23 protein-coding genes are annotated in these 25618 nt (G+C 62.3%); 14 read left to right on the plus strand and 9 right to left on the minus strand.

Translation table 11 applies throughout. The annotated features are described in order from the left end of the window. The first annotated feature begins 20 nt into the window (after positions 1–20). The 6 genes from ACFWXH_RS09335 to ACFWXH_RS09360 all read left to right on the plus strand — a co-directional run bounded on the left by ACFWXH_RS09335 (position 21) and on the right by ACFWXH_RS09360 (position 6295). Positions 21–1004 (plus strand): ABC transporter permease, encoded by a 984-nt coding sequence (locus tag ACFWXH_RS09335; RefSeq protein WP_379119527.1) that lies wholly within the window; start codon positions 21–23, stop codon positions 1002–1004. After that, positions 1001–1903: an ABC transporter permease gene (locus ACFWXH_RS09340; protein WP_379119529.1), complete on the plus strand. Its 903-nt coding sequence runs from the start codon at positions 1001–1003 to the stop codon at positions 1901–1903. The genes ACFWXH_RS09335 and ACFWXH_RS09340 overlap by 4 nt, the downstream gene beginning before the upstream one ends. Then, on the plus strand, positions 1900–2703 hold the full coding sequence (locus tag ACFWXH_RS09345; protein WP_054308343.1) for an ABC transporter ATP-binding protein: 804 nt from the start codon (positions 1900–1902) through the stop codon (positions 2701–2703). Before ACFWXH_RS09340 ends, ACFWXH_RS09345 begins: the two co-directional genes overlap by 4 nt. Further along, on the plus strand, positions 2700–3638 hold the full coding sequence (locus tag ACFWXH_RS09350) for an ABC transporter ATP-binding protein (RefSeq protein ID WP_379119532.1): 939 nt from the start codon (positions 2700–2702) through the stop codon (positions 3636–3638). The genes ACFWXH_RS09345 and ACFWXH_RS09350 overlap by 4 nt, the downstream gene beginning before the upstream one ends. Positions 3639–3649: 11 nt before the next feature. Then, positions 3650–4135, plus strand: coding sequence for a GNAT family N-acetyltransferase (locus ACFWXH_RS09355; RefSeq protein ID WP_379119535.1), 486 nt, complete (start codon positions 3650–3652; stop codon positions 4133–4135). Between the two features lie 135 nt (positions 4136–4270). Then, a complete protein-coding gene (locus ACFWXH_RS09360) occupies positions 4271–6295 on the plus strand; it encodes a beta-N-acetylhexosaminidase (RefSeq protein ID WP_379119537.1) in 2025 nt (674 codons plus the stop codon). 61 nt (positions 6296–6356) lie between these two features. Here the strand turns inward: ACFWXH_RS09360 and ACFWXH_RS09365 are convergent, their stop codons facing one another. Both ACFWXH_RS09365 and ACFWXH_RS09370 read right to left on the minus strand, forming a co-directional pair. Beyond that, entirely contained in the window at positions 6357–7292 is a 936-nt protein-coding gene (locus ACFWXH_RS09365; RefSeq protein ID WP_379119539.1) for a cyclase family protein, read from the minus strand. 128 nt (positions 7293–7420) lie between these two features. Then, the gene (locus tag ACFWXH_RS09370; protein WP_379119542.1) at positions 7421–8626 is read right to left on the minus strand and encodes an ROK family transcriptional regulator; all 1206 of its coding nucleotides are present in this window, start codon (positions 8624–8626) and stop codon (positions 7421–7423) included. A 139-nt stretch (positions 8627–8765) separates the two neighbouring features. Between ACFWXH_RS09370 and ACFWXH_RS09375 the strand changes: the two genes are divergently transcribed. The 8 genes from ACFWXH_RS09375 (at position 8766) to ACFWXH_RS09410 (ending at position 17505) form a co-directional block, all read left to right on the plus strand. Next, entirely contained in the window at positions 8766–10013 is a 1248-nt protein-coding gene (locus tag ACFWXH_RS09375) for an extracellular solute-binding protein (protein ID WP_379119544.1), read from the plus strand. Positions 10014–10045: 32 nt separating this feature from the next. After that, on the plus strand, positions 10046–10933 hold the full coding sequence (locus ACFWXH_RS09380) for a carbohydrate ABC transporter permease (RefSeq protein WP_379119546.1): 888 nt from the start codon (positions 10046–10048) through the stop codon (positions 10931–10933). Then, entirely contained in the window at positions 10930–11772 is an 843-nt protein-coding gene (locus tag ACFWXH_RS09385) for a carbohydrate ABC transporter permease (RefSeq protein WP_379119548.1), read from the plus strand. The genes ACFWXH_RS09380 and ACFWXH_RS09385 overlap by 4 nt, the downstream gene beginning before the upstream one ends. A 2-nt stretch (positions 11773–11774) precedes the next feature. Next, the gene (locus ACFWXH_RS09390) at positions 11775–12803 is read left to right on the plus strand and encodes an SIS domain-containing protein (protein WP_379119550.1); all 1029 of its coding nucleotides are present in this window, start codon (positions 11775–11777) and stop codon (positions 12801–12803) included. Next, complete coding sequence (locus ACFWXH_RS09395; RefSeq protein WP_379119552.1) at positions 12793–13740, plus strand: carbohydrate kinase family protein; 948 nt, start codon at positions 12793–12795, stop codon at positions 13738–13740. Before ACFWXH_RS09390 ends, ACFWXH_RS09395 begins: the two co-directional genes overlap by 11 nt. Before the next feature lie 101 nt (positions 13741–13841). Then, positions 13842–14597 (plus strand): FadR/GntR family transcriptional regulator, encoded by a 756-nt coding sequence (locus tag ACFWXH_RS09400; protein WP_379119554.1) that lies wholly within the window; start codon positions 13842–13844, stop codon positions 14595–14597. A gap of 11 nt (positions 14598–14608) precedes the next feature. Then, positions 14609–16162 carry an alkaline phosphatase family protein gene (locus tag ACFWXH_RS09405; RefSeq protein ID WP_379119556.1) on the plus strand — a complete coding sequence of 518 codons (1554 nt, stop codon included), beginning with the start codon at positions 14609–14611 and terminating at the stop codon, positions 16160–16162. 101 nt (positions 16163–16263) lie between these two features. Further along, positions 16264–17505, plus strand: coding sequence for an MFS transporter (locus ACFWXH_RS09410; RefSeq protein ID WP_379119558.1), 1242 nt, complete (start codon positions 16264–16266; stop codon positions 17503–17505). Between the two features lie 29 nt (positions 17506–17534). On the opposite strand, the gene ACFWXH_RS09415 is transcribed toward ACFWXH_RS09410, so the two are convergent. From ACFWXH_RS09415 to pbpC, 7 genes are all read right to left on the minus strand, one after another. Then, positions 17535–17987 (minus strand): Rrf2 family transcriptional regulator, encoded by a 453-nt coding sequence (locus tag ACFWXH_RS09415; RefSeq protein ID WP_054308330.1) that lies wholly within the window; start codon positions 17985–17987, stop codon positions 17535–17537. A gap of 253 nt (positions 17988–18240) precedes the next feature. Then, positions 18241–19227: a sulfate ABC transporter substrate-binding protein gene (locus ACFWXH_RS09420; protein ID WP_379119560.1), complete on the minus strand. Its 987-nt coding sequence runs from the start codon at positions 19225–19227 to the stop codon at positions 18241–18243. 169 nt (positions 19228–19396) lie between these two features. Further along, entirely contained in the window at positions 19397–20449 is a 1053-nt protein-coding gene (locus ACFWXH_RS09425) for a sulfate/molybdate ABC transporter ATP-binding protein (protein ID WP_379119562.1), read from the minus strand. Positions 20450–20462: 13 nt separating this feature from the next. Next, positions 20463–21347: a sulfate ABC transporter permease subunit CysW gene (gene cysW, locus ACFWXH_RS09430; protein WP_379119564.1), complete on the minus strand. Its 885-nt coding sequence runs from the start codon at positions 21345–21347 to the stop codon at positions 20463–20465. Then, on the minus strand, positions 21340–22191 hold the full coding sequence (gene cysT / locus ACFWXH_RS09435) for a sulfate ABC transporter permease subunit CysT (RefSeq protein ID WP_054308326.1): 852 nt from the start codon (positions 22189–22191) through the stop codon (positions 21340–21342). The genes cysW and cysT overlap by 8 nt, the downstream gene beginning before the upstream one ends. A gap of 74 nt (positions 22192–22265) precedes the next feature. Then, a complete protein-coding gene (locus tag ACFWXH_RS09440) occupies positions 22266–23294 on the minus strand; it encodes a sulfate ABC transporter substrate-binding protein (RefSeq protein ID WP_379119566.1) in 1029 nt (342 codons plus the stop codon). Positions 23295–23500: 206 nt separating this feature from the next. Further along, positions 23501–25612: a penicillin-binding protein 1C gene (gene pbpC, locus ACFWXH_RS09445; protein WP_379119568.1), complete on the minus strand. Its 2112-nt coding sequence runs from the start codon at positions 25610–25612 to the stop codon at positions 23501–23503. Positions 25613–25618 lie beyond the last annotated feature (6 nt).

The following is a 25618-nucleotide window of genomic DNA, read 5'->3' on the forward strand; positions in this document are numbered from 1 at the left end:
TCGGCGACGGGATAGCGGCGATGCGGATACCTCTTCGACGGCTTGGGGTCTATCTGGCCGCTTTCATGTTTGCCATCGTGGTCAACTTCACGCTTCCCCGGCTGATGCCGGGGAGCCCGGTCGACAGCATGATCGCCCAGCTCGGGCCACGGGCAACGCCAGCAGCGATCGAAGCGATCAAAGCCCGCTTCGGCGCTGTCGAGCAGCCAATATGGCTGCAGTTCATCGACTATCTGAAGGGCTTGGCCAGCTTCGATCTCGGCGTGTCGGTCAAATACTATCCGCAGACCGTCACCGAAGTGCTGGCCCGTTCGGCCGGCTGGACCGCTTTCCTGGTGGTTACGGCGGTCATCTTCTCCCTCTGCGTCGGCGTCTCCCTCGGCGCGGTGGCAGCCTGGCGGCGAGGCGGACGCTTCGATGCGTTCGTCTCGCCCTTTTCGGTCGTGCTGATCGCGGTCCCGCCGGTCATCATCGCGCTCGCGACGCTGTTCACCTTCGGCGTGACGCTACGGTGGTTCCCGGTGGGCTACGCTTATGACCCCAGCCTTGACCCAGGCATCAACTTCACCTTCTTCGGATCCGTGTTCTGGCACGCCATCATGCCGGTGCTGACGCTTTCGCCTTATATGATCGGCGAATTCCAGACGACGATGCGCTCCTCGATGATCTCCGTTCTGGGCGAGGACTACGTCACCATGGGGCGCGCCAAGGGTCTCGGCGACCGTGCTGTGATGTTCAGCTATGCGGCGCGCAACGCCATGCTGCCGGTCATGACCAATCTGGCGCTCATGTTGGGCGCCGTGTTCGGCGGTTCGATCGTCACCGAGATCGTCTTCAACTATCCGGGCCTGGGCCTGACCCTGTTCACGGCGAGCGTGGCGCGCGATTATCCGGTGATCCAGGGCCAGCTGCTGCTGATGACGATGGCCACGCTGGGCGCCAATCTGCTGGTCGATATCCTCTATGGCGTGGTCGACCCCAGGGTGCAGGAGGGACGGACATGAGCTCGGGTCTCAGGCTGTTCCTGCGTCAGAAGAAGGCTGTGGCCGGCTTCATCATCATCGCAGCGCTCTGCCTGACGGCTTTGCTGGCACCGGTTCTGGCGCCCGGCGATCCCGCGCAGCGCGTCGGCCGTTCACATCAACCGCCGACCGCCGAACATGTGTTCGGCACGACCAAGATGGGACGTGACGTCTATTCACAGTTCGTCTGGGGGGCGCGGCCGTCACTGGCGGTCGGCTTCGCCACCGGGCTGGCAATCACCGCGCTGGGGACCGCGATCGGTTTGATTGCCGGCTATTTCGGCGGCCGCACCGACGCGGTGCTGGATCTGACCACCAATGCGGTGCTGGTCATTCCAAACATTCCGCTGCTTATCCTGCTCGCGTCATTCGCCGGCACCGTCGGGCCAATGGCGATCATGGCCATCATCGCGCTCACGTCCTGGCCGTGGGGCGCACGCATGACGCGGGCGCAAACCTTGTCGCTGAAAAGTCGCGAGTTCGTCGTCGCTGCGCGCATGGTCGGCGAACCATGGTGGCGTATTGTCTTCGTCGAAATCCTGCCCAATCTTGTGCCGCTGATCGGCATCAACCTGGTCGGTTCGATCATCTATGCGATCGTGGCGCAGACGACATTGGAATATCTCGGTTTCGGTGATCCGTTGAACGTGACCTGGGGCACCATGCTCTACAATGCGCAGAACTCCTCGGCGATCATCGTCGGTGCATGGTGGGATATCGGTGCGCCTGCCATCGGCATTGCGATCGTCGGGCTGGGACTGGCCTTGTTGAACTTCACCTTTGACGAGATCGCCAATCCGCAGCTCCGCTCCGGCCCCGCGCTCAGCCGCTGGCTGCGGCTTAACCGGCTACGCGCCCGTGAACTGAGGGCTGCACGATGAACGTGCCACTGCTCCAGATCCGCAACCTTGACGTTGACTACCTGACGGACGGTGGCGCGTTCCGCGCCGTGAAAAACGTGTCCTTCGACATCGGTCGCGGCGAATTGTTCGGGCTCGCCGGTGAATCCGGCTGCGGCAAGAGCACCATTGCCTATGCAATCACGCGCCTGTCGAAGCCCCCGGCTTGGGTGGCAGGCGGCCAGATATTGCTCGACGATCAGGATCTGTTGAAACTGCCGGAAGCCGCGCTGCAGAAGGTGCGCTGGCGGCGTATCGGCATGGTCTTCCAGAGCGCGATGAATTCGCTCAATCCACTGATGCGGGTGGTGGCGCAGTTCCACGACGTGCTGGCCCGCCATACCGGGGCGACCAAGGCGCAGTCGCGCGCTCGCGCCGAGGAGATGTTCAAGCTGGTCGGCATTCCGACATCAAGGCTGGACGACTATCCCTATCAATTCTCCGGCGGCATGCGGCAGCGTATCGTGATTGCCATCTGCCTTGCCCTGCAGCCGGAGCTGATCATCATGGACGAGCCGACGACGGCGCTCGACGTGGTGGTACAGCGCGAGATCCTGGAGCAGGTCATCGACCTGCAGCGCAGCCATGGCTTCTCGGTTCTGTTCATCACCCACGACCTGCATTTGATGGCGCAGCTTTGCCATCGCGTCGGCGTCATGCTGAAGGGCGAACTGGTCGAGGTCGGCGATGTCCGGCAGGTCAGCCGTGCACCGGCACACGAATATACACGCAGGCTTTGGGGCTCGATCCCGCAGTTGCCGGGTCACGGAGCGGCGGCATGAACGCGCAGCCGAGCCTTACCGTCGATGGTGCCGAGGCACTGGGCGAACCCGTGGTGCGGCTCGACCGCATCCAGCGCAGTTTTGGTGCCGTTCAGGCGTTGCGCGGCATTTCACTGGCGCTGAAGCCCGGCCGAGCGCTTGCGCTGGTCGGCGAGTCCGGCTGCGGCAAGACCACCTGCGCGCGCATCATCGCCCGCATGGACGAACCGACGGCCGGCAAGATGTATTTCCGCGGCCGTGACATCACGCATCCCGGCGAAAAGGCGGCAGAAGTGGCCTACAGGCGCGCGGTGCAGATGGTGTTCCAGGACCCGTTCGCTTCGCTCAATCCTGTCTTTTCGATCCAGCATCACTTGGCGCGACCGCTGAAATTGCACGGGCATGCCAGGAACAAGGCTGAGGAAGTGCAAGGCGTAGCCAATCTGCTTACCTCGGTGGGGCTCGATCCCGCAGTGACGGCCGCCAAGTTTCCGCATGAGCTTTCCGGCGGCCAACGCCAACGCGTCAACATTGCGCGCGCTCTCGCGGTGCGGCCAGACGTGCTGGTGGCAGACGAACCGACCTCGATGCTCGACGTGTCGATCCGGCTGGGCATCCTGGAACTGCTGTCGCGTATCAAGCGCGAAAGACAGCTTGCGCTGCTCTACATCACCCATGACATTGCGACAGCGGCACATGTCGCGGAGGAAGTGATCGTCATGTTCGCCGGCCAGATGGTGGAGTGGGGCGATACCGGGACAGTCATCCGGAACGCCAGGCATCCTTACACCAAGTTGCTGCTCTCAGCAGTACCGGATCCGGACAGGCCTTTCGTGCCGGGCGACAGCACGCGTTTTCTCGGGCATGCGGAAGAAGTTCGCCGTATCAGCCGGCCGGCTTCCGATACCATCGAGCAGGTTGGTCCCAACCATTTCATTCGCGCACTCGGCGCGTGAGGCAGAACAGTATGGACTATCTGGTCAATCTTTCCCTCTTGAAACCGGACCCGGCGCTGGATGAGCGCATGCACAAGGCAGGGGTCACCATCCGCCGGGCCTTGGCGCCGGAGCTCGAACTGGTCACCACATGGGTGCGCAAGACCTTCGGTGCCGGCTGGTCGAGCGAAACGGCCGTTGCCATCATGCGCCAGCCGCCAACCTGCTTTCTCGCGACACGTGATGAAAAGCTGATCGGCTTTTCCTGCCATGAATCGATCGCGCGAGGTTTCTTCGGTCCGACGGGTGTCGACAAGGCGGCGAGAGGGGGCGGCATCGGCCATGCGTTGCTGTTGGCCTCGCTGCTCGATCTGAAAACGATGGGCTACGGCTACGCCATTATCGGTGATGTCGGCCCTTCGGAATTCTACGAGCGCACGGTGGGCGCCACGATGATCCCCAACTCCGAACCCGGCATCTACGCCGGACTGTTGAAGTCGCCACCGTCTCATGAATAATGCGCCGGCTCGCCGATGTGGCGGGCAGGGCATGGCGCCGGGAGCTTCCCCTTTCCCGCAAGGAAAGGTCCGGCCAGGGGACGGAAGCGCGAAGAAGAACCTCCAACGCAACGTTTGCCAGACTGAAAGTTCGACATGACCATCCAGCCGAAATCAGCCCTCCGCCTGCAAACCCACTGGACCCCCGCCGTTGACGACGAAAGCCTCGCCTATTCGCTGACGCTGACAAATCTTTCGGCGAAACCGGTCTCCGGCTTCAAGCTTTGCGTAAACGGTCCCGGCCGCATCGATCCTGAAGCTGTGGTCGAAGGCGGCAGCCTGACCGCGCGGCTCTCCAACCATTCCGAATTGTCACCGCCCGAAGGCTTCGTGCTGGAGCCCGGAGCTTCATGGACGGTGACCGCGCGCGGGCTTTCCTATCCACTTCGCCATTGGACCGATGGCGCCAACACCGCCTATGTCGCCTTTGCCGACGGCACCACCGTGCCAGTGTCAGTCGCCCCGACCCAGGCCAAGGGTGACAATGCGCCGCTGAAGCGGGGCGCCGAGATCTATCCCGTGCCGCATGTGGCGCCGGTGCCTGTCGCCATCGTGCCCTGGCCGAACAGCGTTTCCGTCTCGGGCCGTATCGCCGTGCCGCAAGGCCTCGCGATCGAGGCCAAGGGTAACGAGGCCAAGGCTGCTGCAGCCGCCTTCGCTGAGCTGGTCGAAGGCTTGTTTCCGGTGGAAGGCATCGTGCGACCGGAAGGCGAGGGGGGCTTGCCGGTTTCCCTTGTCCTGGCAGACGATTTTGCGCCAGAGGCCTATTCTATTCGTTTCGCGGCCGACCGCGTGATGGTCTCTGCGGCGACGCGCGCCGGCCTGCTCTATGGGCTGGTCACACTGGGACAGATCCTGCGTGGAGCGCGCCATCATCCCGAGACCTTCCTGTTCCCGCTGGAAGGCGAGATCAAGGACGAACCGTCGCTCGGCTGGCGTGGTACGCATCTCGACGTGGCGCGGCAGTTCTACGGTACAGCTGAAATCAGCCGCTTCCTCAAGATCATGGCCTGGAACAAGCTCAACCGCTTCCACTGGCACCTGTCCGATGACGAAGCCTGGCGCATCGAGATCGACGCATATCCGGAACTTACCCGCATCGGTGCCTGGCGCGGCCATGGCCTGCCGTTGCCGCCGCTGCTGGGTTCGGGGCCGGAGCGAACCGGCGGCTACTACAGCAAGGCTTCTGTGCGCGAAATCGTTGCGCTGGCCGGCCGTCTCGGCATCGAGGTAATTCCGGAGATCGACGTTCCCGGTCACTGCTACGCGATGCTGCAGGCGATCCCGGAGCTGCGCGATCCGGCCGAGCACGGCGTGTACTATTCGGTACAGGGTTTCCCCAACAATTGTCTCAACCCGGCGCGGGAGGAAACCTACACCGTACTCGAAACCATCCTCGATGAGGTGATCGCGCTGTTTCCGTACAAGCGCATCCATATCGGCGCCGACGAAGTGCCGATCGGCGCCTGGTCGGGTTCGCCCGAAGCGCTGGAGAGGCTTGCTGAGATGGTCGGCGCAGAGGTTGCTGCCGCGCATGCCAAGCGCGTCAACGTCATCACCAATCGCCACAATGCAGATGAGATCGACGGCTCGGGTGCCGCCGTGCTGCAGGCCGAGTTTCTGCGACGCGTGCAGGTTTTCCTTGCCTCGCGCGGCTGCATCACCGGTGGCTGGGAAGAGGCAGCGCACGGCGACGTCATCGACAAGGACAAGTGTTTCCTCAACGGCTGGCGTTCAGTGGAAATATCGGCGGCGCTCGCCGGGCGCGGTTACGACATCGTCGTCTGTCCCGGCCAGGTCTACTATCTCGACATGGCCAACAGCCCGGCCTGGTCCGAGCCGGGCGCGGCATGGGCCGGTTGGTCGGAGCCGGAGACGCTTTACGAATTCGATCCGGTCAAGGGCTGGACGAACGAACAGAAGAAGCACTTCCTCGGCGTGCAGTGCTGCATCTGGTCGGAACCGATGACCGATCGCGGCGTGTTCGACCGGCTGGTGTTCCCGCGCATCTCCGCGCTTGCCGAGACCGGCTGGACGAAGCCTGAGCGCAAATCATGGGAGCGTTTCAAGGCGCTCGCCGGGCTGATGCCGATCCTCTACGGCATCACCGCAGCTGCGTGAATGATCCAAGCTTCCGTCTTCCTGGTCGGGAAGATGGAAGCTTGCCTGCCCGGTGCGTTCGTTAGGGTGCCGGGCGAAACACGCCATCCTTGTCGCGTTTCAGTGGGGCGCTCTGTTCCGGCAGCGGGGCACCGGGCGCGTCGTTGACCGAAATACCCTCCGGCCAGTTGGCTGGCGCGATCGCGACGTAGCGTGCATAGCCGCCTGAACCGCCCTGGGGTTTGGCGAAGCCGATCGTCACCAGCGCACCAGCCTCGGGCACCTTGTCGAGATTGGCCACGCCTTCGGCCTGCACGAAATTATTGTGCATCAGCCAATATTCGCCCTCGAGGTTCGGCGTGGTGTCGGTGTCAAGCGGTTCGTGGCCGTGAAACAAGATCTTGCGTTCCAGGTGCAGGAACTTCAGCGCGTCGAGGCTTACTCCCGGAAACGGCGCCTTGGCGAAGCGTTCCGGCTCATTCCACTTCTTGTACCAATCGGAGCGCACGAATACGACCGAACCCTCCGGGATGCGGCCATGTTTCTTTTCCCATTCCTCGATGTCGGCGACCTTGAGGTGATAACCTTCGTCGGTCTTCGTCTTGCCGCTGATGTCGATCACCACAAGCGGCCTTACTGCGAATGTCGGTGGCAGGTCGCTGATGGTGGCGCCCTTTGGATTCCAGTGTGAAGGCGGATCGAGTTGGGTGCCGTACTGGTCGGTGGTCAGGTCATAAGCGCTGGCGACGAAGCCGTGCTTCTCATAGGTGAATTCCTCCCCCTTCCTCACGTAGCCTTCGATGTCGGCACCGGCCACGGCCGGCTTGAATTTGGCCGGGCCGAAGCCGGGCCAAACCGGCTGCACCGGCGCGAAGGCATGAGTGAGATCGATGTATTTCGCTGACTTCAGCGACTGTTCGTAAAATTTCCAGAATGCCGGTTCCTCCGCTGATGCGGCGCTGCTCGCGGCGAGCGCGGCACTCAACACGGCGAGCCGCATAAAGCTCATTGCCTTCATGATCCTCTCCTGTCGATTTGACGAGGCAACGATCCTGCAATCCTGCCGGTACGGCAAGCATCGCGATTGCGCCTTTGCCTGCTGTCGCGCAAAAACGCTGGTGTTGCTGCAGCCTTATGCGGTCGGCTTCAATCGAGGGGCTTCTGCAGCACGTCGAACTGCGGGTTGGTCTCGGAGAAGATCGGCAAAGCGGCAGCGCCGAGGACAGAAGTGTCCTTGCCTGCCGCGCCGATCAGGACGCGGGGCACTGTGCGCGCGCGCGTCGACGAGACCGACAGATGCAACGGCTCCAGCCGGCTGGCCAGCAGCTCGATGACGGCGAGCGGCATGAAGCCGCCCACCACCACCGTTTCCGGATCGAAAGCGAGTTCCAGAACGTCGATGGCCTGCCTCAAGGGTGCGGCCGCCTGATCGGCCCAGGCAAGCAGGCGTTCGTCACCGGCAGCCAGCAACTCGTCCAGTTTTTCTGGCGAAGCGTGGTCCGGATCGGGGATTTCGAGGCAATCGTAAGCGGCACGCAACGAGACATAGCGTTCCAGGCAACCATGCTTGCCACAGAAACAGGCGAGCCCGCCCGGCTTGACGATCATGTGGCCGATCTCGCCGGCATTGTGACGGCTGCCCTTGTAAAGGTGTCCGTCGAGGAACAGGCCAGCGCCCAATCCAGTCCCGATGAAGAGATAGACGAAGGTGGTGAGGTTCTTGGCGACGCCGTAGAGGCGTTCGCCGATGGCAGCGGCAGTGGCGTCGTTTTCGAAGGTTACCGGCAGGCCGGTCAAGCGCTCCAATTCTCCCGCTACCGGAAAATCCTGCCAGCCGGGTAGGGCGGTCGGGCCGACTGAGGTCATGCCTTCGACATCGAAGGGGCCAGGCATCGCCATGCCGACGCCGAGCAGTCGGCTTCGATCAAAGGGGAAGGAACGTGCGAGCTCGTCAGTCATGGCGGCCAGCAGCGGCATCGCCTCTGCTGGCGTCGGCCTGTCAACCTTGCGTTCGATGCGTGAGCGCAGCGTACCGGACAGGTCGGTGACGACGCCGACAGCGGTCTGATGGTCGAGCTGCAGGCCGATCGAATAGCCCCCGTTGGGATCGATCGAATAAGGGACGGCAGGCTGTCCGCGCGCACCTTTCTGTGTCGCCTCCGCACGCAATAGTCCAGTGCGTTCCAACTCATCGACGATGTTGGAAATGGTCTGTGAACTCAAGGCTGTAAGCCGCGCGATCTGGGCGCGCGAGAGCGCGCCATTCGTCCGGATCGCCTCGATGACGACGCGGCGATTGTGCGACTTGGCCTGTTCGAGGTTGGTGCCGGCGACGGGTCTCTTGAGGGTCATGTAAACTCTCTACGCGAGTTCCGTTGATTATGAAGGAAAATATAAGCCAATCAACTTGATTTAATTAATTTCACATGGTCTAGTTTGGGTGGCTGTCGGAGCCGCATAGGCTGGATGGCCAACCAATCGGGAGGAAACAATGAACAGCTTCTTCAAGAGCGCGGCCTGCGGGCTTGCGCTGCTGATCCACCAGTCGCTTCCGGTGTTCGCCGAGGACGTGACGCTGAACGCCATTTTCATGAAGCAGGCCGCCTATAGCGAGGACGACACCAAGGCGATGGCCAAGGCGTTCGAGGAGGCCAATCCGGGCCTCAAGGTCAATCTGGAATTCGTGCCCTACGAGGCACTGCACGACAAGATCGTGGCGGCTCAGGGCGCCGGCTCTTCCGGATATGATGTCGTGTTGTTCGATGTGATCTGGCCGCCGGAATTCGCCACCAAGGGCTTCCTGCAGGATGTCACCGCTCGCGTTCCGAAGGCCGACAGGGACAAGGTCTTCGACGGTGCATGGACCACCGTGGACTATGACGGAAAGATCTGGGGCATGCCCTGGATCCTCGACACCAAATACCTGTTCTACAACGAAGACATGTTGAAGCAGGCGGGTATCTCCGCACCGCCCAAGACCTTCGAGGAACTGGCCGAGCAGGCCAAGATCATCAAGGACAAGGGCATCGCCAAATATCCGATCGTGTGGAGCTGGAGCCAGGCTGAGGCGCTGATCTGCGACTACACGTCGATGGTCGGCGGCGCCAAGGGTTCCTTTATGCAGGACGGCAAACTGTCATTCGATACGGGCGGTTCGGTCGAAGCCGTCAACTACATGAAGAAGACGCTGGACGACGGTGTCACCAACCCGAACTCGCGCGAATATCTGGAAGAGGACGTGCGCAAGGTGTTCTCGGCCGGTGAAGCCGCCTTCGCGATGAACTGGACCTATATGTTCAACATGGCCAACGACCCGAAGGAGAGCAAGGTCGCCGGCAAGGTCGGCATCGTTCCGGCCCCCGGTTTCAAGGGCAAGGCCGAAGCCTCCGCGATCAACGGATCGATGGGACTGGGCATCTCGGCCGGCTCCAAGCATCCAGAGGAAGCATGGAAGTTCATCACCTTTATGACTTCCCAGGAAACGCAGAACAAATACGCCAAGCTCAGCCTGCCAATCTGGAAATCCTCCTATGAGGATCCTGCGGTGACGAAAGGGCAGGAAAAGCTGATCGACGCCGCCAAGGTTTCGCTCGGCGTGATGTTCGCGCGTCCGATGACCCCATCCTATCCGGAACTGTCATCGATCCTGCAGAAGAACATCCAGCAGGTGCTGCTCGGCCAGGCTTCGACGGACGACGCCATGAAGGCGGCGACCAAGGCCGCCGGTCGGCTGCGTTAAGCCAGCGGCGTTCGAGGGAGAGCAAAGCCGTCATGGCCCCAGCCCAACAGGACCGTACGGCTTGGCTGCTGCTGACGCCCATGATCGCCATCATGGTGCTGGTCACGGCCTTTCCTCTCCTCAACACCTTGTGGCTGGCGTTCACCGACGCCAGCCTCACCGGCCAGGGTTATGTCTGGCAATGGGTCGGGTTGGAGAATTTCGCCTACATCCTCGATGACAGCGACTTTCGTGCCGCCGTTGGCCACACCGCCTATTTCACCGTGCTGTCGGTTTCGATTGAAGTGGTGCTCGGCGTGCTGGTGGCGCTGCTGCTCAACCAGGAATTCAAGGGCCGGACACTTGTACGGGCGCTGCTCATCCTGCCCTGGGCGCTGCCCACAATCGTCAACGCGGTGATGTGGCGCCTCATCTACAATCCCGAATATGGCAGTTTGAACGCTCTGCTCACGCAGGTCGGCCTGCTCGATGCCTATCGTTCCTGGCTGGGCGATCCAGCGACGGCGATGAACATGGTCATCCTCGCCGATATCTGGAAAAACTATCCGCTGATCGCGCTGATCGCATTGGCTGGCCTGCAGACTGTGCCGAAGGACCTCTATGAAGCCGCGATCATGGATGGGGCGAATGCCTGGACGCGGTTCTGGAAGATCACGCTGCCGGGCATCATGGGTTCGCTCAGCGTTGCGATGGTGCTGCGCGCCATCGAAGCCTTCAAGGTCTTCGACATCTTCTACGTGATGACGCGTGGCGGGCCTGCCGACTCCACCAAGACGGTGTCCTTCTTCGTCTACCAGGAATCCTTCACCTATCTGCGCGCCGGCAGCGGTGCCGCCTATGCGCTGACCGTAACCGCGATGAGCGCGCTGATGATCGCGATCTATGTCGTCATGCTGGTGCGGCGGGAGAAACGCTCGTGAAACGCAGCCTGACCGCCACCATCCTGGTCTATGCCGCCGTAGTGGTGTTCGTGGCTTCCATCCTGGCACCGGTTGCCTGGTTGTTCATCATGAGCATTTCGAACGCCAACGACCTCACCACTATTCCGCTGCGCTGGATTCCCGAGCAGCCGGATTTCTCGCGTTATGCGCGGCTCTTTTCGCTGGAGGAAGGGTCGGCGGGGCTGGCCTTCCTGTCGGCGCTACGCAATTCGGTGGTCGTGGCGCTGAGTGCAACCGCGATCGCACTCGCCGCCGGCATTCCTGCAGCTTACTCGTTCTCGCGTTTTCCCGGCCGCATGCCTCTGCTCTATGCAGTGATCGTCACCTACATGATGCCGCCCGTTGCGCTGATCCTGCCGCTTTACAAGGTGTTTTCCGCGCTTGGGCTGCTCAACAACGTGACCTCGCTGATCATCGTCTACTGCACCATTCTCCTGCCCTTCGTGACGTGGCTGATGAAATCCGGTTTCGACAGCGTGCCGGTGGAGATCGAACAGGCCGCTTCAATCGACGGCGCGAACCTGTTCCAGATCCTGAGCCGCATAACACTGCCGGTAGCGGCAGCCTCGACAGGTGCCGCCGCGCTGTTTGCGCTGCTGCTGGCGTGGGACGAGTTCTTCTACGCGCTGCTCTACACCAGCGATACCCGCGCCAAGACGTTGCCCGTGGCGATCGCCGACTTCGCGGCCGGCCGCGCTACCGACTACGGACTGATCTCGGCAGTCGGGTTGCTGGCGGCGCTGCCGCCGGTATTGATCGGCTTTTTCCTGCAAAAATCGCTGCTTTCCGGCCTGTCCGCCGGCAGCGTGAAGGGTTGACCATGACGACGGGGCAAACAAGCGGCAACGGGCTCGCATTGCTGGAAGCCGAGATGGCACGGCAGGGCGCCGATGCGATTGCCTCGCTGACATCGAATGAAGCAATTGCGGCTGAGCTGGCCGCCAGCATAGCGCGCACGGGTCGACTGGTCCTGGTCGGCATGGGAGCGTCGCACTACGCCAACCGTATGGCCGAGACAGCCTGGCGACGCCTAAAGGTCGACTGCCGGGCCGAAACGGCCGGCGATGTGTTGCTTCAGGGCCTGCCAGGACAGTCGCATACACTCGTGCTGGTTTCGCAATCCGGCGAGTCCGGGGAGATCCTGCAGTTGCTGGATCTCCTGCCACATAGCGCCGATCTGTTTGGCATGACGCTGGCCCCGCAGAGCACGCTCGGGCGCACCGTGCCGTGTCTTGTTGGCGCTGGTGGCCAGGAGGTTGCCTTCGCGGCAACGCGTAGCCTTACCGTCACGCTTGCCCTGCATGCGGCCGTCCTGGCGGCAACGGGTGGTGAAGCCGGCGGTTTTGCGGATGTCCTTGCCGTCTCGCCGCAACCCGCATTGGACGAAGCCCTCGAGGTGTTGGCACCGAAAAATTCGGTCATCATTGCCGGGCGCGGCGAGTTGCGGGGCCTTGCGGAAGCCAATGGGCTGATGCTGATGGAGCTCGCCCGCATTCCGGCGTTCGGCTTCGAATTCGGCCAGTTCCGCCACGGTCCGCTGGAAGCTCTGATGCCTGATCTTGGCGTGCTTCTGTTGCGTGGCCCGGGTCCGCTCGGTGCTGGTACGGCCACGCTTGCGAAGGCCGCACTCAGCGCCGGAACGATGCCGGTGATCTTCGACTGCAGCGGTGAAGCGCCGGTCGAGGGCGCGGTGACCATCGCATTTTCCTGCAACGAGGGGCTCTCCGCAGTCGCTGCGATGCTGCCTTCCCTGCAAAAGCTCATCATTGCCGTTTCCGGTCGCAAGGTTGCGCGTGTCGGCGAACCGGTGCGCTCGACGAAAATAACCGGAATTGACCATGAAGCATGAACGCTCGCACCGGCCCGATGGGCCATCCATCCATGTTATTGGCGGCGTCATGGTCGATCTGATCATGGGGCCGGTAACACCCTGGCCGCGTCCCGGAACGGAAACCTTCGTCGATCATTCAGAGTTGCGTGCCGGTGGGCCGGCTGGCAACACCGGACTGGCGCTCAAGGCGCTGGGCGTGCCGCATCACATCGTCTGCAATGTCGGCAGCGACATGTTCGGCGCCTGGTTGGTCGAGACCTTCGGCGAGGCTGCTCGCAACTGGCCAAAGGTGGCGGCACCGACGGCTCTGTCGGTCGGTATCGAGCATCCGGGTGGGGAGCGTTCATTTCTCACCACAGCCGGAAATCTTGCCGTGCAGACGCCGGAGAGCATGCTGGCGATGCTGCCGCAGAAGGCAATTGCCGGCGACATTGCGCTGTTGACCGGCTCCTTCCTCTATCTCGATCTGATCGACGCCTTCGAGGAGATGTTGGCAGCTGTCTCGGCGCGGGGGTTTGCCGTGGCGTTGGATACAGGCTGGCCCTCGCATGGCTGGACGGATGAAATCCGGGCGCACACCACGGCCTGTCTCGCGCATTGCGACCACGTGCTGTTGAATGAGATCGAAAGCCTTTCCTTGTCGGGCGAGAAGACCGTGGAGGCTGCTGCCGGCTGGCTTGCGAAACATGCCAAACCCGATGCTATCGTTGTCATCAAATGCGGTGGCGAAGGCGCTTCCGCTTGGCACGACGGCAAAGTCACACGTGTTTCGGCGCCTGCGGTCGCGGTGATCGACACCACCGGTGCAGGGGATACCTTCAACGCGGGTTATCTCGGCGCCTTGCTGGATGGCGCTTCGCTGGAGGATGCGCTGCGTGCCGGCGTGGCGGTGGCTTCCGCGGCAATCGCTTCCTCGCCGCGGCGCTACGTTTCACTCGACGTGGCGCTGCGCTGAAATTCTTCTCACTGTTGACGCCTTGACATGCCGGCCAAGCCCAGACTTGTTGGGCAGGTGATACGGGCCTGCTTGTTGGCCTGGTGCCGACAAGGGAAAGCATGCGCGCGGCCAAGGGGAAGGCAAAGAGCGACAACGGTGCCGAGAAGCCGATGCCTGCGGCGCGCCGGGCTGGCTCCAGCGTGCACGCACATGTCGCCAACGAGATCGGTCTCGCCATCGTGCGCGGCGACTACCCGCCCGGCACGATCCTGCCGAATGAGACGAAGTGGGCGGAAACCTTCAACGTCAGCCGCTCGGCGGTGCGCGAAGCTATCAAGATGCTGATGGCCAAGAGCCTGCTTGCTTCCCGGCCGAAGGTCGGTAGCCGGGTCGAGCCACGCGAGCGCTGGAACCTTCTCGACAGGGATGTGCTGGGTTGGTACGCGACGTCGCCTGATCGTGGCGCCTTTCTGCGCACGGTGCAGGAATTCCGCCACCTGATCGAGCCGGAGGCTACGGCCTTCGCCGCCATGCGGCGCACGGAAGCGCAGATGGAGGAGATTTCGCGGGCTTGCCGCGACATGAAGAACGCCGTGACGCTGGAAGAGCGCACGCGCGCCGACACGCGTTTTCACCTCGCCATTCTGCATGCCGCCGGCAATGACCTGCTGGTGCCGCTCGGCGTCCTGATCGAACAGGCTTTCGATCATTTGTTCGTGCACGTGACGCGCGAAGGCGACGATCTCGATGCAGCCCAGAAACTGCACGAACTGATCGAGAAGAACATCCGTCTGCAGCGCCCGGATGCAGCGCGTGCCGCGGTCCGAAAACTGCTCGCCAACACCGACAAGGTGGTAGGGCGCGAACCTGAATGAGTCAGATGGAAATGACGACGACACAGCGCCCGAACGTGCTTCTGATCTGCGCCGACCAGTGGCGTGGCGATTGCCTGTCAGCGCTTGGCCATCCCAATGTGCACACGCCGAACCTGGATGCGCTCGCTGCGGATGGGGTGCTGTTTCGGAAGCATTTCGGCCAGTGCACACCGTGCGGTCCTTCGCGTGCCAGCCTGCTGACGGGCCTCTATCTCATGAACCATCGCTCTGGCCGCAACGGCACGCCGCTCGATGCACGCCACACCAACATCGCTCTGGAAGCGCGCAAGGCTGGCTACCGGCCAGCCCTGTTCGGCTATACCGATACCAGCGCTGATCCGCGCGATCTCGACGCCAACGATCCGTCGCTCAAGACCTATGAAAGCGTGATGCCGGGGTTCGAGGCGGCGCTGCATCTGCCCGACGAAATGGAAGAATGGATCGCCGATCTTCTCGCCAAAGGCTACGATCTGCCGGGCGGTCGAGCCGATGTCTTCCGGCCGAGAGCCGGCTTCGACAAGCCGGACGACCGTGGTTTCCGTTATATTCCGACGATCTATCCGGCCGAGCATAGCGAAGCTGCGTTCCTGACCGACGCTTTCCTGAAATGGCTTTCGGTGCGGCGTGACAGCCCGTGGTTCGCGCATTTCGTGTTCCTGCGGCCGCACCCGCCGCTGATCGCGCCCGAGCCATACAATGCCATGGTCGATCCTGCAGACGTGACCTTGCCGGCGCGAGCGGCAAGCCTAGCCGAGGAAAAGCGGCAGCATCCGATGCTTGCCTATGAACTGGATCGGGTGAGCGTTCCCGGCGGCTATGACGAGCACAGCCCGTTCGATCCGGTTTCTGCCAATGAGCTGGAAATCCGGCAGATGCGCGCAACCTATTACGGGTTGATCGCCGAAGTCGATCACCATCTCGGCCGCATCATCGAGCATCTGAAACGAACCGGCGAGTATGACCGCACGCTGATCATCGTCACCAGCGACCATGCCGAAATGCTGGGCGAGCATCATGCCTGGGGCAAGGAGGTCTATTTCGACGGTGCCTTCCATCTGCCGCTGGTGATCCGCGATCCCCGCGTCGATGCCGATGCTGCGCGCGGCTCGGCGGTGGATACATTCACAGAAGCTGTCGACATCATGCCGACCGTTCTCGACTGGCTCGGGCTCGAAAAGCCGCGTGCCTGCGATGGCCACTCGCTGTTGCCGCTGCTGCATGGCGAGAAGCCGGCCGACTGGCGAGAAGCGGTCTTCTTCGAACACGACTTCCGTACCGTGGCGACGCAGAAGGCAGAGACCTCGCTTGGCATCACATCCGATCAGTGCAGCTACGCCGTCATACGCGACAACCGCTACAAATACGTGCATTTCGCTGCCCTGCCGCCGCTGCTGTTCGATCTCGTCGAGGACCCGCACGAGACGACCAATCTGGCTGACCGGCCGGAAATGGCATCGACGGTGCTACGCTATGCGCAGAAGATGCTCGACTGGCGATTGACCCATGCCGAGCGCACGCTGACCAATATGATGATCACCCAGAATGGCGTGGTGTCGCGGCCCTGAAGGCATTTCTGGCATTAATTTTTGGTCCAGCTTGGCGCTGCCGGCCCTGGATGTGGTGAAGGATAAGTGCGGGCACTGCCGTAACGGAGCCCGCATCCGACATGAACCAGCATCCCGTCCAGTCGGCGGACGCCACCTCCGTCATCGATGGCCGCGAAGCCTGGTTGAGGCTCGCCGTCTCCATCGTTTTGGGTACGATTGGTGCTGTCGGCATGTGGGCAGTCGTGGTCGTCTTGCCCGCGGTGCAGGCCGAATTCGGTGTCGACCGAGCCGATGCATCCCTGCCTTATACGGCGACAATGATCGGTTTTGCCGCCGGCAATGTGCTGGTCGGGCGCGCAGTCGATCGCATGGGCTATTGGATGCCGGCGCTGCTGTCCTCGGTGACGCTTGCGGCCGGCATGATCCTGGCATCCTTTGCCGGCTCGATCCTGCAGTTCACGCTGGCGCAAGGGATTCTCGTCGGCTTCGGCACAGCTGCGATCTTCGGACCGCTGGTCGCCGATATCTCGCATTGGTTCAATCGGCGGCGCGGGGTTGCCGTCGCTGCAGCTGCTTGCGGCAACTACCTGGCCGGCGCGTTGTGGCCGGTGGTGATGCCGCCGCTGATCGCGGCCGAGGGATGGCGTTTCACCTATCTGGTCATCGGCATCTTCTGCCTCGTCACCATGATCCCGCTGGTGTTGATGATGCGGCAGCCCGCGCCGCGCGAAGCGTTCACCGGTTCGCATTCTTCGACCGCTCGCCGTGTGCAGCCGATCGCGCTGTCTCCGGCTGCTTTGCAGGGGCTCCTCATCGTCGCAGGCTTCGGCTGCTGCATGGCGATGGCGATGCCGCAGGTGCACATCGTCGCCTATTGCATGGACCTCGGTTACGGCGTGGCGCGTGGTGCCGAGATGCTGTCGGTCATGCTCGCCGCCGGCGTGGTCAGCCGGCTGGCATCCGGCTTCGTTGCCGACCGTATCGGCGGCATCAAGACGCTGCTGATCGGCTCGGCACTGCAATGCCTGGCACTGTTCTTCTACATTCCCTTCGACGGGCTGGCTTCGCTCTACATCGTGTCGCTGGTCTTCGGCCTGTCGCAGGGTGGCATCGTGCCCTGCTACGCGATCATCGTGCGCGAATATATGCCGGCTGCCGAGGCGGGCCAGCGCGTCGGCCTGGTGATCATGGCCACCATCATCGGTATGGCTGTGGGCGGCTGGATGTCGGGCTGGATCTACGACCTCACCAGTTCCTATGCCGCGGCTTTCCTCAATGGGATCGCGTGGAACGTGGTGAACCTGGCGGTGATGCTGCTAGTTCTGTGGCGAGTAGGCCGGCCGCAGCCGGCGGCTGTTTAGCCGCCGGATAACGATCTCCGGGAACTTCCTCAGTTTGACTGTGAGGACAGTTCCAGCGGGTAGTCGTCATTGTCGGCGTCGCGCATCGCCGCCAGGCTGCGATTGTCCAGCACGTCGGCAATGGCCTGCCGCACTTCCAGCATCATGTGGCGGACTTCGCAGGTCTCTTCGTTGCAGTCCTCGCAACGCTGGTATTGCGTGCGGCTGGCACAAGGGATCGGCGCCAGCGGGCCATCGAGCACGCGCACGACGTGGCCGATCTTGATCTCGGCGGCGGGACGAGCGAGGCGATAGCCGCCATCCTTGCCCTTGCGGCTCTGCACGAAGCCGGCATTGCGCAATTCGCCGAGGATGGCGTCGAGGAACTTCTTCGGGATGTTGTTGGCAACGGCGATGTCGTTGACGAAGGCCAGTTGCCCGACCGGCATCCGCGACAGATGCACGAGGGCCTTCAGCCCGTATTTGCCTTTTTTGGTGAGCATGCCTGTCACTGCCTGAGCCGCAATCCCATCAGCCGTTTGCCGGCTGTTTGTGCGTAAATCATGGCGAAACGATCAGCCAGGACGCACAAGGAGAGAATAGAGTCCAGTTTGTCGATATACAATGAAAAGAGCGTTGATTTTCCGTCCGTTTTCCAAACGCGATGGGTTTATGCTGCAAAATTGGCACTACTGCCCGATAGAAATGAAAAAGCCGGCTTGCGCCGGCTTATCCAAAATTAAATGTCGCCCAAGATCAGCGGTTGCCGTAGATCTCGTCCAGCAACGCGTCTTCGGCAAAATGGTCCTTCTGAACTTTCTCCCAACCGCCGAATGCGTCCTCGACTGTCACGAGCCGCACCTCGGGGAACTTGTCCTTGAATTCGGCAGCGATCTTTTCGTCACGCACGCGCAGGCCGTTCTCTGCCTCGATCTTCTGGCCTTCCGGCGTGTAGAGGAAATCGAGATAGGTCTTGGCGAGTTCGCGTGTGCCATGCTCGTCGGCAACCTTGTCGACGATGGCGACCGGGAATTCGGCCAGCAGGCTCACGGACGGAACGACCTGCTGGTACTTGTCGGTGCCGTATTCGCGGGCGATGCCCTGCGTTTCAGACTCGAAGGTGATCAGCACGTCGCCGATGCCGCGTTCAGCAAAGGTGGTGGTGGCAGCACGGCCACCGGTATCGAATACCGGCACGTTGGCGAAGATCTTGGAGACGAATTCCTTGACCTGGGCTTCGTCGCCTTTGAACTTCTCCTTGGCGTAAGCTGTCGCGGCCAGATAGGTGTAGCGCGCATTGCCGGAGGTCTTCGGGTTGGGGAAGATCACCTGGACGCCTTCTCGGGCGAGATCATCCCAGTCCTTGATGTTCTTGGGGTTGCCGGCCCTTACCAGGAAGGAGGGCAGGGAATAGAAGGGCGAGGCGTTGTTGGCGAAATCCTTCTGCCAATCCGCCGAGACAAAACCTTGCTTGACCAGGAAGTCGACATCCGGAACCTGGTTGAAGGTCACGACATCCGCGCCAAGACCTTCGACGATCGAGCGTGCCAGCTTTGAAGTTCCCGCATGCGACTGGTCGACGGTGATGCCAGGATGCTTTTCGATGAAAGCCTTGTTGACCTGTGCGAACAGCTCGCGACCGACGTCATAGGACGCGTTGAGCAGCTTCTCTGCGGCAGAGGCGGGCACTGCTGCGAGGACCAAGCCGGCCAGCGCGACACCGGCGAGCAAAAGGCGTTTCATGAAAGGACTCCGTTGGAAAAATATGCTGCGGAAGTCCGTACATTAGAACCTGATACCACAAAGACGAGGAATGCCGGTCTGTAGCCTTGGTCGGAAGTAGAAAAACCATCCCGGATATTGGTATTTCCGGAATGGTTTTTCTGTATTGCCTGAGGAGTGGTTGCGCGAGCTAGTTTTCTCCGCGCTTTACCGGAAACAGCTTCCAACGGCTCGGCCGGAAAGCGATGCGGCTCTTCTGGGTCGCGATATGGTCGACAGGCAGTTCGATCTCGACGCGCTGGCGTTCGCCACCGATCTCCAGCTCGACACGGCGGGTGCCGGCGACACGGCGGCTGGCGGCGACCGTGCCGGCAATGCAGCCGCTGCAGCCGTCGAGCAGCTCGATATCGTGCGGGCGGAAGTAGAGCAGGGCATCGCCGGCAGGATGGTTCGGTGCCGAAAGGCCGATGGGCCGGTCGGCGATCCAGACCTGGCCGTCGGTGATCCTGACCGGCAGCGAGCTCGATTCACCGATGAAGCCGAAGACGAAGGGGGAATTCGGCGTGTCGTAGACCTCGTCGGCGCTACCGATCTGTTCGATCTGGCCCTGGCTCATCACCACGACGCGGTCAGCCAGTTCCAGCGCCTCCTCCTGATCGTGGGTGACGAAGACGGTCGTGTGGCCGGTGGTGTCGTGGATGTCGCGCAGCCAGCGACGCAGTTCGCGCCGGACCTGCGCGTCAAGCGCGCCGAAAGGCTCGTCCAGCAGCAACACTTTCGGCTCGATCGCCATGGCGCGGGCAAGCGCGACACGCTGGCGCTGGCCGCCGGAGAGTTGCGCAGGATAGCGTTTCTCGAGGCCGGAAAGCTGGACCAGATCGAGCAGTTCCGAGGCGCGACGGCGGATTTCCTCGTTCGACGGGCGCGTGGCGCCGTGACGGACCTTGAGGCCGAAGCCGATATTGTCCGCCACCGTCATATGGCGGAACAGCGCGTAGTGCTGAAAGACGAAACCGACATTGCGCTCCTGGATGGTCTTGCTCGATGCATCCTCGTCACCGAAGAAGATCTTGCCGGTGGTCGGCCTCTCCAATCCTGCGATCAATCTGAGCAAGGTGGTCTTGCCGGAGCCGGAGGGACCAAGCAGCGCGATCAGCTCGCCTGAGCGGATGTCGAGCGAGACATCGCGGAGCGCCGGAAACCGGTCGAATTCCTTGCGTACATTGGCAACGCGAACTTCCATTCAAATGTCCCTGTCAATGTCCGCGTGTCGCGGCGAGTTCGGCGCCGTAGCGCATCTCGAGAACGGTTTTCAAGATCAGAGTGACGAGCGCGAGGCCAGCCAGCAGCGAGGCCACGGCGAAAGCACCGACGGCGTTGTATTCGTTATAGAGGATCTCGACATGCAACGGCATGGTGTTGGTCATGCCGCGGATGTGGCCGGAGACCACCGATACCGCGCCGAATTCACCCATGGCGCGGGCATTGCAGAGCAGCACGCCGTAGAGCAGGCCCCATTTGATATTGGGCAAAGTGACGTATCGGAAGACCTGCCAGCCATTGGCGCCGAGCGAAAGCGCGGCTTCCTCGTCTCCGGTTCCCTGTTCCTGCATCAGCGGGATCAACTCGCGCGCGACGAAAGGAAAGGTGACGAAGACAGTGGCAAGCACGATGCCCGGCACGGCGAAGAGGATTTCGATGCCGTACGATTTCAGCCAGGGCCCGAGCACGGCCTGGGCGCCGAACAACAAGACATAGACCAGGCCGGAAATGACCGGCGAGACCGAAAAGGGCAGGTCGATCAAGGTGGTGAGGAAGGCCTTGCCCTTGAACTCGAATTTGGCGATCGCCCAGGCGGCGGCGATGCCGAAGACGACGTTGAGCGGTACGGCGATCACCGCGACAAGCAGCGTAAGGCGGATGGCCGACAGCGTGTCGTGGTCGTTCAGCGATGCGAAATAGGCGCCGACGCCTTTGGCGAAGGCTTCCTTGAAGACGATGATGAGCGGCAAGAGCAGGAAGATGCCGAGGAAGACGAAGGCTATCGTCATCAGCACAGTGCGCGCCGAGCGGCTCTCGGTGACCGCCGCGGACGGGTTGTCGTGCATCGGCTCGTAGGATTTGATTTCCGGATCAGCCATAGCGCTTGCGGCTCCATGCCTGAAGGAGGTTGATGACGAGCAGCATGGCGAAGGATATGGCCAGCATCACAGCGGCAATGGCGGTCGCGGCGGCGTAGTTGAACTCCTCCAGCCGGATGACGATGAGCAGCGGGGCGATCTCCGTCACCTTGGGCAGGTTGCCGGCGATGAAGATGACCGAGCCGTATTCGCCGACGCCGCGTGCGAAGGCGAGCGCAAAACCTGTGATGATGGCCGGCGCGAGCCCTGGGAAAAGCACACGGGTGATGGTCTGGAAGCGGCTGGCGCCGAGCGTGGCGGCTGCTTCCTCGACCTCCTTGTCGATCTCTTCGATGATCGGCTCGACGGTGCGCACCACGAAGGGCAGGCTGACGAAGACAAGCGCGACGATGATGCCGAGCGGCGTATAGGCCACCTTGATGCCGAGCGGCATCAACAGGCTGCCCAGCCAGCCGTTCGGCGCATAGAGCGTGGTGAGCGCGATACCGGCCACGGCGGTCGGCAGTGCGAAAGGGAGGTCGACCATGGCGTCGACCACACGCCGACCGGGAAACTTGTAACGCACCAGCACCCAGGCGACGATCGTGCCGAAAACGACGTTGATTGCGGCCGCGATCAACGCGGTACCGAAGCTGATTTCCAGTGCTTTCAAGGTGCGATCGGCGGTGACGATGCGCCAGAAATCGACCCATCCGAGCGATGCGGAACGCCAGACCAGCCCGGCCAGGGGGATGAGAATGATAAGGGTGAGGTAGACAAGCGAGAAGCCGAGCGTCAGTCCGAAACCCGGAATGACACTCGGCTGCTTGAACCGCCACCCCGCCTGCGCGGGTGTCGTGGTCATGTTGTTGTTAGTCCGTCCCTTCCTGTTCCCTTACCGGTGGGCGCCTCGACAACGTCGTGGCGTCGCCGCAACCCTCACTGCGCCGGCTTGTAGACCTGGTCGAATATACCACCGTCGGCGAAATGATAAGGCTGTGCCTTCTTCCAGCCGCCGAATTGCGGATCATCGATCGTCACAAGCTTGATCTCGGGCAGCTTGGCAAGGTCCTCGGCTGGAACGAGCTCGGGCTTGGCAGGACGGTAATGGTTCTTGGCGATGATCGTCTGGCCCTCTTTCGAATAGAGGTATTTCAGATACGCTTCCGCCACTTTGCGCGTGCCCTTGGCGTCGACATTGGCATCGACGACCGCAACCGGCGGCTCGGCCAGGATCGAGGTCGGCGGGTAGACGACGTCAAACTTGTCGGCGCCGAACTCGTCGAGTGCGAGATAGGCCTCGTTTTCCCATGCCAGAAGCACGTCGCCGAGGTCCTTCTGGGCGAAGGTCACGGTCGAACCGCGGGCACCGGTGTCGAGCACAGGCACGTGCGAAAAGAGGTTCGAGATGAATTCCTTGGTCTTGGTCTCGTCGCCGCCGTTCTGTGCGTTGGCATAGGCCCAGGCAGCGAGATAGTTCCAGCGCGCTCCTCCGGAGGTCTTGGGGTTCGGCGTGATGACCTGGACGCCGTCCTTCACCAGGTCATTCCAGTCCTTGATTCCCTTGGGGTTGCCCTTGCGGACCAGGAAGATGATGGTCGAGGTGTAAGGGGCTGAGTTGTGCTCGAATTTGGTACGCCAGTCGGGATTGATCTTCTTCGAGTTCTCGACGATCGCGTTGATGTCGCTTTCCAGCGCCAGCGTGACGACATCGGCTTCCAGGCCGTCGATGACGGCGCGTGCCTGCTTGCCGGAACCGCCATGCGACTGCTGGACGGTTACCGTCTCGCCACTCTCCTTTTTCCAGTAGGCGGCAAAGGCCTCATCGAACTGCTTGTAGAGCTCGCGAGTGGGGTCATAAGACACGTTGAGGATGGTGGTATCAGCGAACGCGAAGCCGAGTGCACCGAACTGGACAGAACCGGCAATGAGGATGCCGAGCAGTTTCTTGAAATGAGGTTTGGTCATTTCCGCCTCCGTTGAACTGTATTCTACTCTATCGAAATTGTAGAATTTGGGTGCGGCGAAAGTTGCCTTTTTCGGGCCTGCGAAGAAAAGTTCCAGCGATTTGGTGGCCGGGCAAGAAAATTCTACCTCACCCGAACCTATGGGCCGATCACAAATGGAGTCACGGATTGGAATCTGAATGCCGCAGGCCGTCGGGCTCGGCCAGCCTATTCGATGAACACCTTGACGCTGGTGGCGCGGCCGGCGGCATCGATCACGGTCAAAGTCGAATAACCACTGCCGTCCGGTAGCCAGGTCGCGGTACGGCGACGATCGATCCCTGCCAGTGGCTTGCCGTTGGCGAGCCAGCGGAATGGCGCTCGGCCACCCTGAAGTTTCAACACCAGCGGTGTGGCTTCGGACCCCGAGACACCGAGATCGACGCGGGCGCCGTCGGGCGGGAAGACGATACGCGGCGCCGGTTCGGTGGCTGCAATGCCGACCGGAGTATCGGCACCTGTTCCGAAACGGGCGAGGGTGACCGGCAGGTCCTCGCGTCTCGGTCGCAGCACACCGGCAGGTTGGCTGGGCAAGGCGACAGCGGCCAGGCCTGATCGGACAAAACCCTCGAACAGGATGGGTGCTGCCGACACATAGCCTGAGAGGCCGGGCACGGCACTGGCATCGGCGCGGCCGACCCAGACGCCCAGCACATAACGGCCGTCAAAGCCGATCGCCCATGCGTCGCGGTAGCCATAGGATGTACCGGTCTTGTAGGCGATGCCGCGCCGCGGTGCACCTTCGGGCGGTCTCACTCCGGCCAGGATATCGGTGATCTGCCAGTTGGCCTGTTCGTCCAGGATGGTGGTGGCGTTGCCAGCCACAGGCACGGCCTCGGTGCCGTCGCGCAGCGGGTGCACCTTTCCACCATTGGCAAGGCCGGTATAGAGCTGGACCAGATCGCGCAGGCTGGTGCCGACGCCACCGAGACCGATGGCGAGACCCGGCGGCTGGTTGAGCGGCAGAACCGGGGACACGCCGGCCTGACGGAAGCGGGCGGTCAACCGCGCCGGCCCAACCGCGTCCAGGATGCGGATCGCGGGTACGTTCAACGAAAGCTGCAGGGCCTGCCGGATCGAGACGTCGCCCTGATAGCCCATGTCGAAGTTTTTCGGCCTGTAGCCGGAGAAGTCGGCCGGACTGTCCTCGATCATCGTTTCCTGCGCGACCATGCCTTGTTCAAAGGCCAGTCCATAGATGAAAGGCTTCAGCGTCGAACCCGGGGAGCGGACGATACGGGTCATGTCGATCCAGCCGGCACGGCTGGAATCGAAGAATGATGCAGAGCCGACGCTGCCCAAAATGTCGCCCGTGCGGGAATCGGCCAGCACCATGGCGACTGACAGTTTCGGCCCGAGCCGGGCGGCCGCTTCGCGCGCGACGGCTTCCAACCCTTCCTGGACGCTCTTGCGAAGGGTGAGTTTAAGCGGTGCGCCAACTTCCGCCCTGCGCAGCAAGGTGTTGGCGGTGTGCGCCGCGAAGGCAGGCAAGGGCCGTCGCAAGCCCGAGACGTCGTCGAGTGCCGCGCGGCGCGCCTCACGCTCGCCGATCAGTCGGGCCGAGACCACGCGGTTCAGCACCCGATCCCGTGCGGCCTGTGCAATCTTAGGGTTCTTGTCAGGACGGCGGCGCTCCGGCAATTGCGGCAGCGCAACCAGAAGGGCTGCTTCCGAAACCGTGAGACGGCGCGGTTCCTTGCCGAAATAGGCAAGCGAGGCGGCGCGGACGCCTTCGAGATTGCCGCCATAGGGCGCCAGGGTCAGATAGTGTTCCAGGATCTGGCGTTTTGACAGCCGCCGCTCGATCTGCAGCGCACGCAGCATCTGCTTCAGCTTGGAGCCGACGGAACGGCTTTCGCGCGGCTCGATCAGGCGAGCCAACTGCATGGACAGTGTCGAGCCGCCCGAGACGATGCGGCGGTTGCCGGCGAGTTGCATCGCCGCACGTCCCAGTGCAAGAGGGTCGATACCTTCGTGGTCCCAGAAGCGCTTGTCCTCATAGGCGACCAGCATGTCGATGAAGTTCTTGTCGACCTGATCGAGGCCCACCGGCAAACGCCAGTATCCGTCCTTCGTGGCGAAGGCCCGCAGCAACGCACCGTCGCGGTCGAGGACTTCGGCCGATACCGGCAGTGTCTCCGGCAAAGGCGGCGGAAAGGCACGGTCGAGCCCCCACAGCCCACCGGCAGCAATTGCGGCAAGGCCAACCGCAGCGCCGGCGAGGATCGCGAAGCGCCGCAGTCGTTTTCGCGCGGGGTGAGGGGAGACAGCGTCAGTCATGACCGC

It is taken from the genome of Mesorhizobium sp. NPDC059054, from assembly GCF_042739215.1.
Classification (GTDB): domain Bacteria; phylum Pseudomonadota; class Alphaproteobacteria; order Rhizobiales; family Rhizobiaceae; genus Mesorhizobium.